Annotated in this window: 13 protein-coding genes; 2 read left to right on the plus strand and 11 right to left on the minus strand. The window is 64.5% G+C overall.

The window, feature by feature from the left end; all coding sequences use genetic code 11:
• Positions 1 to 9 precede the first annotated feature (9 nt).
• The 6 genes from BN2476_RS28525 to BN2476_RS28550 form a co-directional block, all read right to left on the minus strand.
• Positions 10 to 1,131 carry an ABC transporter ATP-binding protein gene (locus BN2476_RS28525; RefSeq protein ID WP_328590409.1) on the minus strand — a complete coding sequence of 374 codons (1,122 nt, stop codon included), beginning with the start codon at positions 1,129 to 1,131 and terminating at the stop codon, positions 10 to 12.
• A gap of 19 nt (positions 1,132 to 1,150) precedes the next feature.
• Positions 1,151 to 2,059, minus strand: a complete 909-nt coding sequence (locus BN2476_RS28530; RefSeq protein ID WP_087737573.1) for a carbohydrate ABC transporter permease — start codon at positions 2,057 to 2,059, stop codon at positions 1,151 to 1,153.
• Positions 2,059 to 3,033: a carbohydrate ABC transporter permease gene (locus BN2476_RS28535; protein ID WP_087737574.1), complete on the minus strand. Its 975-nt coding sequence runs from the start codon at positions 3,031 to 3,033 to the stop codon at positions 2,059 to 2,061. Before BN2476_RS28535 ends, BN2476_RS28530 begins: the two co-directional genes overlap by 1 nt.
• Before the next feature lie 6 nt (positions 3,034 to 3,039).
• Positions 3,040 to 4,284 carry an ABC transporter substrate-binding protein gene (locus BN2476_RS28540; protein ID WP_087737575.1) on the minus strand — a complete coding sequence of 415 codons (1,245 nt, stop codon included), beginning with the start codon at positions 4,282 to 4,284 and terminating at the stop codon, positions 3,040 to 3,042.
• A 124-nt stretch (positions 4,285 to 4,408) separates the two neighbouring features.
• A complete protein-coding gene (locus BN2476_RS28545) occupies positions 4,409 to 5,731 on the minus strand; it encodes a GH1 family beta-glucosidase (protein WP_235851002.1) in 1,323 nt (440 codons plus the stop codon).
• A gap of 423 nt (positions 5,732 to 6,154) precedes the next feature.
• Complete coding sequence (locus BN2476_RS28550; RefSeq protein ID WP_087737600.1) at positions 6,155 to 7,237, minus strand: hypothetical protein; 1,083 nt, start codon at positions 7,235 to 7,237, stop codon at positions 6,155 to 6,157.
• Positions 7,238 to 7,278: 41 nt separating this feature from the next.
• On the opposite strand from BN2476_RS28550, the gene BN2476_RS45760 reads away from it, so the two are divergent.
• Positions 7,279 to 7,470, plus strand: coding sequence for a hypothetical protein (locus BN2476_RS45760; RefSeq protein ID WP_143326067.1), 192 nt, complete (start codon positions 7,279 to 7,281; stop codon positions 7,468 to 7,470).
• Here the strand turns inward: BN2476_RS45760 and BN2476_RS47300 are convergent.
• From BN2476_RS47300 to BN2476_RS28570, 5 genes are all read right to left on the minus strand, one after another.
• The gene (locus BN2476_RS47300) at positions 7,465 to 7,638 is read right to left on the minus strand and encodes a hypothetical protein (protein WP_162849270.1); all 174 of its coding nucleotides are present in this window, start codon (positions 7,636 to 7,638) and stop codon (positions 7,465 to 7,467) included. The genes BN2476_RS45760 and BN2476_RS47300 overlap by 6 nt on opposite strands.
• 107 nt (positions 7,639 to 7,745) lie before the next feature.
• Positions 7,746 to 9,575: a diguanylate cyclase domain-containing protein gene (locus BN2476_RS28555; RefSeq protein WP_087737602.1), complete on the minus strand. Its 1,830-nt coding sequence runs from the start codon at positions 9,573 to 9,575 to the stop codon at positions 7,746 to 7,748.
• Positions 9,575 to 10,681, minus strand: coding sequence for an ABC transporter substrate-binding protein (locus BN2476_RS28560; protein ID WP_087737601.1), 1,107 nt, complete (start codon positions 10,679 to 10,681; stop codon positions 9,575 to 9,577). The genes BN2476_RS28555 and BN2476_RS28560 overlap by 1 nt, the downstream gene beginning before the upstream one ends.
• A gap of 419 nt (positions 10,682 to 11,100) precedes the next feature.
• Entirely contained in the window at positions 11,101 to 12,630 is a 1,530-nt protein-coding gene (locus BN2476_RS28565) for a sensor histidine kinase (RefSeq protein WP_087737576.1), read from the minus strand.
• A complete protein-coding gene (locus BN2476_RS28570) occupies positions 12,627 to 13,358 on the minus strand; it encodes a response regulator transcription factor (protein WP_087737577.1) in 732 nt (243 codons plus the stop codon). The genes BN2476_RS28565 and BN2476_RS28570 overlap by 4 nt, the downstream gene beginning before the upstream one ends.
• A 187-nt stretch (positions 13,359 to 13,545) precedes the next feature.
• On the opposite strand from BN2476_RS28570, the gene msrB reads away from it, so the two are divergent.
• Positions 13,546 to 14,070, plus strand: a complete 525-nt coding sequence (gene msrB, locus BN2476_RS28575) for a peptide-methionine (R)-S-oxide reductase MsrB (protein ID WP_087737578.1) — start codon at positions 13,546 to 13,548, stop codon at positions 14,068 to 14,070.
• The last annotated feature ends 42 nt before the right edge of the window (positions 14,071 to 14,112 follow it).

Below are 14,112 nucleotides of genomic sequence, written 5' to 3' on the forward strand. Positions count from 1 at the left end.
GCGTGCTGCTCAGAGGCGCGCGCCGCCAGCCTCGTCGAACAGCGATATATGCGCGTCGTCGATCGCAAACGCGATGGAATCGCCCACGGCAACGGGCGTTTTCTCCTGATCAATCGACGCGATCTGGATGCCATGATAATCGAGCCAGACAACGCAGTGGTTGCCCATTGGTTCGATAAGCGACACTTGTCCACGCTGATCCGAGTCCGCGCCGATCCGCACGCGCACGTCCTCGGGCCGCACGCCGAGCACGCACGGCTGGCCATGCGAGGGCTGCGCGCCGAACGCGTAGCGCGACACGTCGACGTCGAGCTTCGCGCCCGCGAAGCGCACGCTGCCACCCTGCACCGCGAGCCTGCCGTCGAGCAGGTTCATCGACGGCGAACCCAGGAAGGTCGCGACGAAGAGATTTGCGGGCCGTGCGTACACTTCGGCGGGCGTGCCGAACTGCTGGATCACGCCGCTCTTCATCACGGCCATGCGCGTGGCGAGTGTCATCGCTTCGACCTGATCGTGCGTCACGTAGATCATCGTCGCGCCCAGGCGCTGATGCAGCTGCTTCAGTTCGCGGCGCAATTCCGTGCGCAGCTTCGCGTCGAGATTCGACAGCGGCTCGTCGAACAGGAACACATCGGCTTCGCGCACGATCGCGCGTCCGATCGCGACGCGCTGCCGCTGCCCGCCCGACAGTTGCGAGGGCTTGCGCTTGAGCAGCGGGCCCAGTTGCAGCATGTCGGATGCGCGCGCGACGCGCCGCTCGATTTCCGCCTTCGGCGTGCCGTTGATGCGCAGCGCGAACGACAGATTGCGCTCGACGCTCATCGTCGGATAAAGCGCATACGACTGGAACACGAGCGCGACGCGCCGGTCTTTCGGATCGGCCCACGTCATGTCCTCGCCGCCTATTTCGATGCTGCCTTCCGTCACGTCGATCAGGCCCGCGATGCTATGAAGCAACGTCGACTTGCCGCAACCCGATGGGCCGAGCAGCACGACGAATTCGCCCGCGCGCACGTCGAGATCGAGCGCGTCGATCACCGTGTTCGCGCCAAGCTGGATCTTCAGGTCGCGGACCGCGACGTTGGCCATGTTCGCTGCCGTTGCAATACCGGTTGCCATATCGGTTGCCATATCAGTCTCAATCTCTGCTCTAGCCCTTCACTGCGCCCGTCGCGATGCCGCGCACGAACCAGCGGCCCGACACGAAATACACGGCAAGCGGCACGATCGACGTCAGAATGGTCGCCGCCATGTTGACGTTGTAGATCTTCTCGCCCGTCGTCGTGTTGATGATGTTGTTGAGTTGCACCGTCATCGGCAGATTCTTCGTGCCCGCGAACACGAGGCCGAGCAGGTAGTCGTTCCAGATGTTCGTCACCTGCAGGATCATCGCGACGACGATGATGGGCAGCGACATCGGCAGCATCAGCTGAAAGAAGATGCGCCAGAAACCGCCGCCGTCGATGCGCGCGGCCTTGAACAGCTCCAGCGGAATGCCTGCGTAGTAGTTGCGGAACAGTAGCGTCATCACGGGCATGCCGAAGATCGTATGGATGATCACGATGCCGGGCAACGAGCTGAACAGATGCACGCTCGCGAGCACACGCACCATCGGATAGATCATCACCTGATACGGAATGAACGCGCCGAGCAGCAGCACGCCGAAGAAGAGCCCCGCGCCGCGCGGCCGCCAGAACGACAGCGCGTAACCGTTGATCGCGCCGATCACGATCGAGAACACCGTGCTCGGCACGACGATGCGCACCGAGTTCCAGAAGCCTACGCGGATGCCGTTGCAATCGAGCCCCGTGCACGCCGACTGCCAGGCGTCGCCCCACGGTTGCAGCGTGAAGTGCATCGGCAGCGCGAGCAGATTGCCCAGACGTATCTCGCTCATCGGCTTCACCGACGTCACGAGCATCACATAAAGCGGCAACAGGAAGAAGAGCGCAGCGACGATCAGAAACCCGTACACGCCCAGCCGCGCGGGAGAAAGGCGCTTTCTGCGCGCATGGCGGCGGCGCTGCGTGTGCGCGGAAGGCTCAAGCGTCGCGCTCATCACAGCTCCTTGCGCAATGAAGCGCGGCTGCGCGCATACAGGAACGGCGCAAGAATCGCGAGCACCGTCGAGAGCAGCAGGATCGACGCCGCCGACGCGAGACCGATGTTCGCGCGCCCGAACAGATAGTCCATGATGAACTTCGCGGGCACTTCGCTCGCGGTGCCGGGACCGCCTTGCGTCATCGCGACGACGGCGTCGAACAGCTTCACCACGGCGACGAACAGCAGCACGAAAGCCGTCGATATCGACGGGCCGAGCATCGGTATCACGATGCTCACGTAGACGCGCCAGCGCGGAATGCCGTCGATGCGCGCAGCCTTCCACAATTCGTCGTCGATGCCGCGCAGGCCTGCGAGCATCACCGCCATCACGAGCCCCGACGCCTGCCACACGGTCGCGATCACGATCGTGTAGATCACCCAGTCCTGATCGACGATCCAGTCGAAGCGCGCATGCGCGAAGCCCAACTTGTGCAGCAGCGACTGCGCACCCAGCTCGGGATTGAGTATCCATTGCCACACGAGGCCCGTCGCGACGAACGACATCGCGTACGGATACAGGAACACCGTGCGCAACACGCCTTCCGCCATCACGCGCTGATCGATGAAAATCGCGAGCAGCGTGCCGATCGCGAGGCACGCGACGATGAAGCACACGCCATAGATCGCGATGTGCTGCAGCGACACGAGCCACCGGTCGTTATGAAAGAGCCGCGCGTATTGCGTGAAGCCGGCGAAGTCAGTCGACGGGAACGTGTGCGAGTTGCTGAGCGACACGCGCGCCGTCCACAGCATCGTGCCCAGATACGCGAAGACGACCGTCAGCATCATCGGGATCAGCGCGATCCACGCGGCGAGCGGCCAGCGCTTGCGCAACGGCCGCGCGCGCGTTCTCGCGACGGGCGCGCCCTTTATGCCATTCGCGCCCTTCGCGGCCACCTCCGGCAACGCTTGCGACTTGAGCGTTCCCATCGTGCGTCAGCCCTTCAGTGCGCTCGCAAAGGCCTTTTGCGCGTCGTCGATCGACTGGTTCTTGTTCCAGAAGTTCGTGATGACGTCCGTCAACGCGCCCTGCAAGTCCGGCGACACGAGCATCTCCGGATTCGGCAGCTGACGCGACTTGTCCTTCATGATCGCGATGCCCTCCTTCGCGCACATGTCGAGCTGATTCACGTCGACGTCGGGCCTGATCGGAATCGAGCCCTTCTTCGCGCTGAACGCGACCTGCGCCTGCGGCGACGTCATCACGGTGGCGAGCAGGTTCTGCGCCTTGATCGAATTCGCGTTGTCCGTCTTCGGGAACACGAACACGTCGCCCGCCACAAGATACGGCGAGTGCGGACCGAAGCCCGGGAAGCAGCCGAAGTCCTTGCCCGGCAACTGCTTCGCCGCCGAGAACTCGCCCTTCGCCCAGTCGCCCATGATCTGCACGCCCGCCTTGCCCGAGATCACGAGCGCCGTCGCATCGTTCCAGTTGCGGCCCGGCGAGCCCGGGTCGACATAGTCGTGCAGCTTCTTGAACGACGCGAGCACCTTTTTGAACGCGTCGGAGTTGACGGCGTTCGCATCGCGGTCGCGATACACCTTCAGATAGAGATCGGGCCCGCCGACATCGGCGAACACGGCGTCGAACGTGATCTTCTCCTGCCACGGCTGGCCGCCGAGCGCGAGCGGTATCACGCCCGCCCTCTTCAGCCTGTCCAGATCGGAGAGAAATTCGTCGAAGCTCTTCGGGTCGCCGGCAATGCCCGCCTTCGCGAACACGGGCTTCGAATAGAAGAACCATGCGGGCATGTGGATGTCGACGGGCGCCGCGTAGTAGTGGCCGTTGACCTTGATGCTGTCGAGTATCGATTGCGGGAAGATGGCCGCCCAGTTCTCTTTCGCGGCGACGGCATCGACGTTGTTGAGCAGGCCCTGATCGATCAGGTCATGAAACTGCTTCGACGTGTTGAACTGCGCAGCCGTGGGCGGATCGCCGCCGACGATGCGGTTGATCGCGGTCGCGCGCGCCTGGTCCGCGCCCGCCACCGCGTTGTCGACCCATTGGCCGCCCGCCTGGTTGTACGCGTCGGCAAACTGGCGGATGGCCGCCGACTCGCCGCCCGAGGTCCACCAGTGGATCACATTGGCCTTCAGCGGCTCGGCGTGCGCGACGACGCCCGCGATGGCCAGTGCGAGCGCGACAGCGCTTTTCAACCCCCACTGCTTCGTGCTGTTCATTCCGTCTCCTTCGGGCTCGAGGTCCGATTTATCGGGTCGACCGCGAACCAGGCAGCTTGACGCGGCCATGCGTCATTCTTTTCGGTCAACGCTTTGGGTCGATCTTCAGGGCGATTCTATTGCGTCAGTTCTTCTCGCTGCGCTGCCTGATGAACTTCGCGATCAGCTCGCCGCTGCGCTTGACCGTGCGCTGCTGCGTCGCGTAATCGACATGCACGACGCCGAAGCGCCGCTCGTAACCGAACGCCCATTCGAAGTTGTCCAGCAGCGACCACACGAAGTAGCCGCGAACGTCGACGCCCTGCTTGACGGCCTGATCGACGGCGGCCAGATGCCGCCTGAGGTACGCGATGCGTTGCGTGTCCTCGACGCGGCCGTCGCGCACCTTGTCGTCCGAAGCCATGCCGTTCTCGGTGATGTAAATGGGCGGCAGGTTCGGATACGCGCGATCGAAGCCCGTCAGCAGATCGCGCAGTCCGTCCGGACACACTTCCCAGCCCATCTGCGTGCGTTCGACATCGGGCAGCGGCACGTCGACGAAGCCGCGCGCGCCGTCGCTCTTCACGTTGGTGCGGAAATAATAGTTGATGCCGAGGAAGTCGAGCGGTGTCGCTATGGTTTGCAGATCGCCTTCGAGCACGAGCGGCTCGGCGCCGGGCCACAACTTCCACAGGTCCGCAGGATAGTCGCCCTTGAGCAGCGGGTCCAGAATCCACGCGTTGTGCTGCACTTCGAACAGATGCGCGGCGCGCACGTCCGCTTCGCTCGCCGACGCCGGCGTGCCGCGCCCGACGTTCGCGACGATGCCCTTCATCGACGCGGGATCGTTCGTGCGCAGCGCCTGCATGCCATGACCATGCGCGAGCAGCAGATGATGCATCGCCTGCGTCGCGTAACGCACGTTCGCGCGGCCCGGCGCGTGATGACCGTTGCCATAGCCGAGAAATGCCGAGCACCACGGCTCGTTGAGCGTCATCCACGCATCGACGTGGCCCGACAGTTCGCGGCTCATCAGGTCCGCGTAATCGGCGAAGCGATAGACGGTCTCGCGGTTGAGCCAGCCGCCGCGATCCTCCAGATGCTGCGGCAAATCCCAGTGATAAAGCGTGACGAAGGTCTGCAAGCCCTTGTCCTTGAGCTTGTCGAGCAGACGCTTGTAAAAGCCGATGCCCTTCGCGTTGGGACGGCCCGCTTCGTCCATCACGCGCGGCCATGCGATCGACAGCCGGTACGCTTCGAAGTTGAGCCGCGTGAGCAGATCGAGATCGCTTTCCCAGCGGTGATAGTGATCGCAGGCCACCGCGCCCGTGTCGCCCGCGAGCACCTTGCCGGGCGTCGCCGAAAAGGTGTCCCAGATCGACGGCAGACGGTCGTCCTCGTCGACTGCGCCTTCGATCTGATACGAAGCCGTCGCCGCGCCGAGCAGGAAGTCTTTGCGCCACAGCACGGAATCGGGCGGCGGCGTGAAGGGTTCGTCGAGAGAATCGCTGCGGGAGCTTGTGTTCGTGTCCCGATGAGTGTCGCGCTGATCACGGTTGCGGGATGTCACTGCGTCGTATGCCACGGAACCCCCTCTCGCTGAACGGATTGGATCGGTCGTTTGGACTGGTCGACTGGACCGTGTGGAAGCATCGCGTGGAAGCGCTTCCACACATGACCCGCGCACGATAGCAGCGGCGCTTTCAGCGCAGCAATCAGGGTTTGTCTGGAGCGGGCCAAGGCTGTCGCGAAGCGCCATGTGAAGGACATCGATGGCGCATCGCGGATCTCTGCGAAGCCGCTGAAGAGACAGGCGCAAACGGTGAAAACACGAAAAGACGAACGGCGCCTGTCGCGCCGTTCGTCGTTCGTCTCTCGAAGCAAGCGTTCGTTATGCCCAGTGCGCGGGCACCCATACGCGGCCGACCCAATGCCCCGGAATCCAAACAGCGGGACGCGGCTTCGGCGCAACGTAGACGACATGCGGCGCGGGCGGCGGCACAGCCACGACGACATGCGGCGCAGGCGGCGGAACCACGATGGGAGCCGGCGCGACCACGACGGCGGGCGGCGGCGGCGGCGCGACGACGACAGGCGCGGGAGCCGGAACGGGAGCCGCGACGACCACGGTCGACGTCGAAGGCGGCACTACAACGGGCACTACGGCGGGCGGCGGGACGACGACAGCCGCGCCGACCGTGGTCGTGGTGCCCGTCACCACCGTCGTTCCGCCCGTCGTGACGGTGCCGCCATGCACGACCGTGCCGCTCGTCGTCACCGTGTTGCCGTGCGTGCCCGTTGCGCTGCCCGATGTGACGACGACGCCCGATGCGACGCTCGTCGCGCTGCCCGAATGCGTGACCGTGCCGCCGTTGCTGCCCGTCACGGTGCCCGAGCGCGAGCAGGTCCAGCCGGCGCAGTTCGTCGACGCCGAGTGGTTGTACGTGTTGCCGTTGCCGCCCGTCACCGTGCCCGACGATGTGTACTGGCCGGGAGCCGTGCGCGTGACATCACCGGATGTCGAGGCCGTTCTGCCGTCCGAGCCCGTCATCGAGCCCGTATGCGAGCAACTGCCGCTCGCGCAACTGGTGTCGCCGGAATGCTGGACCGAGCGTCCGTTCGGACCGTAGGCCGTGCCCGAGTTGCTGAACTGGCCAGGCGCCGTGCGTGTGACGCTGCCCGAGTTGCTCGCGATGCCGCCGTACGGACCCATTACGCCGCCTGCATGGTTGCAGGTGCCGCCGCCGCACGACGCCGCATGCGCGCCGCTATACGTGCCGTGCGACGTGTACGCCGTGCCGTGGCCGTACCATCCTGCCCACGCCGGCACGCTGACGAGCGATGCGCTTGCGCCGACCACGGCGGCGGCCGCCGCGAACGCGATGCGCCGCGACACGCCGCGCGCCATCGTCGCGGACGACGAGCGCTTCAGCAGATCAGAAAACGAGGAGAAGACTTGCGAGCGGATTTTCACGGCGGTGTCCTTCACGGTTCGGGCCACTTCGCAGATGCAGCGTGGCGACGGATGAAACTGTAGGAGAACCTGCCCGCCGAGTCAGTTCAAAAACTATGTCGAAAAATGTCATGGCGGCGTGCAAAAACTGCCCGCGCGCGGTGGCCGTCGTGACCGCCGCGACATCAATGGACTCGCGCGCGTCGGCGCGTGAAAAAGGCTTTAAAAAGGCTGTGAAAATCGTCGCGCTATGAAGAGCGGTCGCGTCCGCGCGCGCGGGTCGCGCCCGTGACGACGCCGATGCCCAGCAGGATAACGTCGACGATCGCGACGTAATGTTGCGCGACGTGCATGGTGATGAGAGCCCACGAGACGCCGCCAATAAAAATCAGCCAGCCGATCAGATAAATGACCAGGGTCATCCGGGTTCTCCTTTTCGCTTCGACATGCAGGCGTTTTCGCAAGAAGCGTGCCGCAAGGCGGAGCGGAGATTCCGTGATTTACGCCGTGCAAGGGCTCGAGCAAAGGCTCAAGCGATCACGTCAGCCCCGTCTGCGGCGCGCTCGGCCCTGGCGGGCTCGCTCTGGCCAGGAGACATGTCGCGGCCGGCTCGCGCGCGCTGCAGCGCGAGCACTTCCTGATACGAGATCCATGCGCCCGAGCCGCCCGATTTCGCCGCGTACATCGCGGCATCCGCGTTGAGCAGGAGTGTTTCGGCCGAATCGCCGTCCGTCGGAAACTGGCTGATGCCGATGCTCGCGCCGACGGCCATCTGCCGATCGCCGACCATCACTTCGTCGTCGAGCGTGCGCACGATGCGGGCTGCGATCGCGGGCGCCGCGTCGGCCGAGCGCTCGCCCTTCACGAGCACGATGAACTCGTCGCCGCCCAGCCGCGCGACCATATCGCCGCTATACAGCACATGCTGCAAACGCCGCGCGACGATTGCGAGCACGTCGTCGCCGACCGAGTGGCCGTACTGATCGTTGATCTGCTTGAAGCGGTTCAGATCGATAAACAGCACGGCGAGCCGCTCGCTGCCGTTCGCCCTCGCCTCGTCGATCGCTTCCTGCAGCTTCTGCATGAACAGCATCCGGTTCGGTAGCCCCGTGAGTCCGTCGTGACTCGCGAGATGCGTCAGCTCGTGCTGCTTGCTGTGCAGCTCGTCCATCTGCAAGTGGATTTCGCGCCGCATCCGGTCGAAGCAGCGCGCGAGCACGCCGATTTCGTCGGTGCGCTTGAGCGGCAGCGCCACCATCGCGTGCTCGGAGAAGAAGTGTGTCGCCGCATCCGCGAGCAGATGCAGCGGCCGCGTCAGCGCACGCGCAAAGAGAATCGCGAGCAGGATCGCGAACGCGCTGAAGATCAGCACCATGCGCACGATGCTGTCGCCGAGCATGTTCGCGCCCGTCAGCACGTGGTGCAGCGGCTTCGCGAGTCCGAGCACGATGAAGCGGTTGCCCTGCGATTCGCCGAACGGCCGGCGCACGAATGCATAGACATGTCCATGCGCTTCTTTCGGCTGCGACAGGCCGTTCATCAGCACGGGCTGTGTCGACTGATCGAATAGCGGTTTCGTCGCCGCAAAGCTGTCCTGCATGAACACGCGCCGGCCCTTGTCGAAGCCGAAGGTTTGCGACGGGTCGGGATGCACGAGGAAATCGCCCCACTCGTTCGCGAGATACACCTGATAGTCGGCGGGCAGATCGGCCTGCGAGAGCCGCAGCAGGCTCGCAAGATCGACGTCGATCACCACTGCGCCGACCACGTCGCCATGCGGATCGGCGACGGGCGTGCCGACCCGCAGCGTCGGCTTGCCCTCGGCCGCATGCGCGCCGTGCTCGTGATTCACGGCGATCGGCGAAATGTAGATGCGCCCCGGCGTCAGCGCGAGCGTATCGAACACATACGCGAACTGGCCTTTTTCCTGTAGCGCGCTTTCCTGCACGCGCACGGTGCCGCCCGCTTCGCGGTCGATGCGGATCAGCTCCAGCCCGAAGTGATTGCGCGCGATGAGCCGCACTTGCAGATATTCGGGATGCTGCGCGATGAAGCTCGTGAATACCTGCGCGAGCCGGTCGCGCATCGGGTTTTCCGGTGACGTGCCGTCGTCGCTGATCGCGACGGCCGCCGCCGATGGCATCGTTGACAGCACCAGCGCATCGGCGGCGATGTCGCTGATGGCCACCGTGAAGCGCTGGCCGAGCAGTTCCGTCGACGTGAGCAGGCTGCGCTCGGCTTCGCGCACGAGCATCGTGCGGTTCGCCTGATACGCGTAGAAGCCCGTCGTGCCCGACGCGAGCACGCCGATCAGCGCGAGCAGCACCGAGAGCTTGAACGTGAGGCCCTGGCGCATGATCAGAAACGCTCCGGGCGGTCGCCCGATACGATGCGGCTCCACAGCGCCTCGCGCTTCTGGATGTCCTCGACGGGCTCGATCCAGATGATGTGGCTCTTGCCTGTGCTCTCGGGCGGCTCAGTGAGTGTGTTCGCGAGCCCCTGGCGCTGCGTCAGCAACTGGCTGACGCCGGGCTCGATCATGTAGTTGATCCACGCGAGCGCGAGCGGCCGGTTCGCGGCCGCGCTCGTCATCGACCAGCAGTCGAGCCATGCGAGCACGCCTTCGTCGGGAATCACATAGCCGACGTCCGCGCCCGCGCGGCGCAGCAGCTCGACCTGCTGCGTGCCGTAGTTGCCGAACATCAGCGCGGCCTTGTGCTGCACGAAATACGCGGCGGCTTCCTCGGGCAGGTTGTAGTAGGTGAGCAGATTGCGCCGCAGATCGACCAGCTTTCGGGTGATGTTCTGGATCTGCGCGCCGTTCAGCTGGAACGGATTCGGATAGCCGAGCGCGAGCGCCGTGAACGAGAAATTGTGCTGCGCGCTGTTGAAGTCGAGCACCTTGCCGCGATAGCGAGGATTCCACAATTCGTTCATCGAATGCGGCGCGACGCTCACCTGCTTGCGGTCGTAGATGAGGCCCATCGTCGAATACGTGAACGGAATCGCGTAGACGTTGCCTTGATTCGTGAGCCCTTCGATCGAGGAGAGCGCGCGAAAGCGCGGCAACTGACGGCTCGTGTTCGGCAAGCGTGCAAGGTCCAGCGGCGCGAGCAGCTTGTCGTGCGCGTAGCGCTGGATTTCGGCCGTGTTCGCCGCGAGCACGTCGAATTGCGGCTGCGAGCCTTGATGCATCTTGTCCCAGAGCGCTTCGTCGGAATCGACGAGCGTGACTTCGACTTTCGCGTGATAGCGGTCCTCGAATGCCTTGACGACGTCGGCATCGGCATAGCCTGGCCACGCGAGCACGCGCAGCACGTTCTCGCCGGCGCTCGCGTGCGCGATCAGCAGAAAGCTGCAAACAAAAAGGATGACGGAGTCAATGAAATGCCTTCGATGCGCGTCGGGGCATGCGATGCCAGAAGGCACGCTTCGCCGTGAGACACATGAGTAGCACCACCGCATTTCGTTTTCCTTTTTGCGATCCGTGTTCGATGCACTCCAAACCACGCTTCAAACCGGCTTTCGTCCGACGCGGCCCCACGCGATGCGCTCGTTGTCGGCGTTGCACCGGCGAGCGTCGAGGGAACACGGCGTCGCGTCGCTTGCGAACGACGCATGACGAAATCTTCAGGTGAAGGAACAGCAGTCTAGCCGGAATCGCGCGCGCCAAAAATAGGCTTGTCGGCGTCTACACGCTGATAACGGCGCAGGCGAGCGCATCTTTAACCCGTCGTTAACGATTAGAGCGCTCCATCTTTTCAAGCGCTATTTTCAGAGGATTTTAACGGCGCGATATTTCGCGAGTGTTTTAAACCCGCGTTTGTTTGTGCCGCGCGTTTTCGTGCGCTTTCGACAATGCATGTTATTCGCGCTTTACGCGATCACTGCGCGGAGACGGCCACGCGTCCGCCCTTCTGCGCGGTGCCTGCCGGATGCAGCTCGAAGCAGAATGTCGTCCCCGCGCCTTCGCGCTCGACGAGCCGTATCTGGCTGTCGTTCAGTTGTAGCATGCGCTGGACGATCAGCAGGCCGAGTCCGCCGCGATGCGCGCCGCCCGACGTGAACGGCCGCTGGAACAGGCCCGCGCGCACATCGGCGGGAATGCCGGGCCCTGTGTCGCTCACCGTCACCGACACCTTGCCATCGCGCACCGCGAGATCGACATCGACGGCGCCGTCATCGGGCGTGTGACGGATCGCGTTGTCGAGCAGATTGGTCAGCACGCGCTCGATCATGCCGAGGTCCGCCGTTACGTTCGGCAGACGCGGCGCAATGCCCGCGCGCAACCGCACGCGCCGCGCCTCCGCCGACAGCTCGAATTTCTGGAACACGTCCTGCACCAGATCGACGAGCGAGAAGTCCTCCAGCGCGAGCTGCACGTTGCCATGCTCGAGGCGAGCAAGCTCGAACAACGATTGCGCGAGCTTGCCGACCTTCACGCTTTGCGCGAGCGCGATCGCGAGATAACGTTTGCGCTCCGTGTCACTCAGCGAATCCGCTTTCATCGACAGCGTTTCGAGGTAGCCGTGCAGCGAAGTGAGCGGCGTGCGCAGATCGTGAGAAATGTTCGCAACCAGTTCGCGCCGCTCCTGGTCCTGCTTCGTCAGCGCGCGCCATTGCTGGCCGATGCGCTCGGCCATCTGCGCGAACGTCGATTCGAGCGTGGCGATCTCGTCGCGCGAGCGGGACGGCGCGATGCGCGCAGCCGCGCCACCCGACGCGGAAACGGGAGGCTGCGCATCCGGCTCGCCGTTCGCGTCGAACTTGCGCATCGCGTCCGTCAGACGTCGCAGCGGCCGCGTGATCAGCCCGAACGCCACCACGCCCGCAACGAGGCCGCACAGCGCGACGACGCCCATCGACCACAACGTCGTGCGCAACACCGAGCTTGCCCTGAAGCGCGCCGCGAGTTCGTCATGCGCTTCGCCTTGCAGCACGACATAGATGTAGCCCGGCGGCCGGTTATCCGCATGCGGCAGCAGCGCCGCGCTGAACACCTTGCGGCCGTCGACGCTGCGCGGATCGTCGCCGAGTATCGGCAGCGGGTCGCCCGCGACGAACTTGCGCACGGGGGCAACGTCGACCTGCATCCGCTTCAGGTGGCCGGCGGGCGCATCGTCGCCTTCGATATGCCCGTCCTGATCGAGCAGATACACTTCGACGCTCGGATTGACCACCATCAACTGCCCGAAGATCTGCCGCAGCGCGTCCTTGCGCGCCGCGCCGCCGCTGTCGCCGGAGAGCGCCGGATTGAGCGCGATATGCGACGCGAGATCGCGCGACAGGCTCTGTATCACTTCCTTTTCGTGCAGATCGCTGGAACGGATCTGCAGCCACGCCGACGCGCCGCAGCACGCGAGCAGCAATACGGAAAACACCAGCAACAGTCGCTGCGTCAACGACAGGTTCACGGCGCTTCTCCTTCGCGCGCGCCGGGATCGGCGACGAACTTGTAGCCGCGTCCCCATACCGTGAGGATGCGCGTCGGCTCGGCGGGATCGGCCTCAATCTTCGCGCGCAGCCGGTTGATGTGCGTGTTCACCGTGTGCTCGTAGCCTTCATGCTGATAGCCCCACACGGCGTTGAGCAGGTCCATGCGCGAGAACACCTTGCCGGGACGGCTCGCGAAAAAGTACAGCAGGTCGAACTCGCGCGGCGTCAGCTCGATCCGCTTGCCGTCGACGCTTGCTTCGCGCGTGAGCGGATCGACGAACAGGCCCGCGAGATTGAGACTGCCCGACTCCATCCGCGCGTCCTTCGCCATCGCATCGGCGCGCCGCAGCAGCGCCTTCACGCGCGCGACCAGTTCGAGCACGGAGAACGGCTTCGCGAGATAGTCGTCGGCGCCCAGTTCGAGGCCGAGTATCCGGTGCACCTCGCTCGAACGCGCGCTCGTGATGATGATGGGCGTATAACGCGCCATCGCGCGGGCGCGCCGGCAAATCTCCAGACCGTCGACGCCCGGCAGCATCAGGTCGAGTATCAGCGCGTCCCAGTTGCCCTGCTCCAGCAGCCGCAGGCCTTCGTTGCCGTCGGCGCTGTGGACGACTTCATAGCGTTCGTCCCGCAGATGCAGGCTCAGCACATTCGCTATATCGACATCGTCTTCGACGATCAGTACGCGCTTCGGATGGTCCATCGGCTGGGTTGGATTGAGGGAAAAAGCCGGATTAAACGCCGCACTGCAACGTTTACAGGTGTAGCCATTGTGCAGAATTTTCGGCCGCCGAGTTATCACAATTAATTTAAGTTTCCGTGAGGACCCCGATACCACGGCGGACTTACGCTACGGCCACGTTCAATCGAGTTGCACGAAGGAGCACACGATGAAAAGCCGCAGGCAGTTCCTGTTATCGGGCGGCAGCGCGCTCGCCGCGCTGGCCGCGCTCACGCAGTGGCGCGCGTTCGCCGCCGACACGGCACACGCCGGCGACGCGGCAAATGGGACGACCGGGCGTTTCGAAGTCACGCATACGGACGCGCAATGGCGGCAGATGCTCACGCCCGCGCAGTATCACGTGCTGCGCGAGGAAGGCACCGAGCGCCCGTACAGCAGCCCGTTGAACGACGAGCATCGCAGCGGCGTGTTCGCGTGCGCCGGCTGCAAGCTCGATCTCTTCTCGTCGCGCACGAAGTTCGAAAGCCACACCGGCTGGCCGAGCTTCTGGGCGCCGCTCGATCACGCCGTCGCGACGCGCGAGGACGGTTCGTTCGGCATGGTCCGCACGGAAGTGCACTGCCGACGCTGCGGGGGCCATCTGGGCCATGTGTTCGACGACGGACCCAAGCCCACGGGGTTGCGCTACTGCATGAACGGCCTCGCGATGACCTTCACGCCGCAAGCCGCCTGACGCGGCTTTTCGACACCCTATTCGACGCGCTCTCTCGACGCC

The sequence above is a fragment of the Paraburkholderia piptadeniae genome, assembly GCF_900007165.1.
GTDB classification, from domain to species: domain Bacteria; phylum Pseudomonadota; class Gammaproteobacteria; order Burkholderiales; family Burkholderiaceae; genus Paraburkholderia; species Paraburkholderia piptadeniae.

What these genes read in the sequence shown, in the direction of transcription:
- BN2476_RS47300 (WP_162849270.1), bottom strand. Translation starts at nt 7,638, where the DNA reads ATGACCCTGGTCATTTATCTGATCGGCTGGCTGATTTTTATTGGCGGC.
- BN2476_RS28530 (WP_087737573.1), bottom strand. Translation starts at nt 2,059, where the DNA reads ATGAGCGCGACGCTTGAGCCTTCCGCGCACACGCAGCGCCGCCGCCAT.
- BN2476_RS28540 (WP_087737575.1), bottom strand. Translation starts at nt 4,284, where the DNA reads ATGAACAGCACGAAGCAGTGGGGGTTGAAAAGCGCTGTCGCGCTCGCA.
- BN2476_RS28570 (WP_087737577.1), bottom strand. Translation starts at nt 13,358, where the DNA reads ATGGACCATCCGAAGCGCGTACTGATCGTCGAAGACGATGTCGATATA.
- msrB (WP_087737578.1), top strand. Translation starts at nt 13,546, where the DNA reads ATGAAAAGCCGCAGGCAGTTCCTGTTATCGGGCGGCAGCGCGCTCGCC.
- BN2476_RS28535 (WP_087737574.1), bottom strand. Translation starts at nt 3,033, where the DNA reads ATGGGAACGCTCAAGTCGCAAGCGTTGCCGGAGGTGGCCGCGAAGGGC.
- BN2476_RS28560 (WP_087737601.1), bottom strand. Translation starts at nt 10,681, where the DNA reads ATGCGGTGGTGCTACTCATGTGTCTCACGGCGAAGCGTGCCTTCTGGC.
- BN2476_RS28525 (WP_328590409.1), bottom strand. Translation starts at nt 1,131, where the DNA reads ATGGCAACCGATATGGCAACCGGTATTGCAACGGCAGCGAACATGGCC.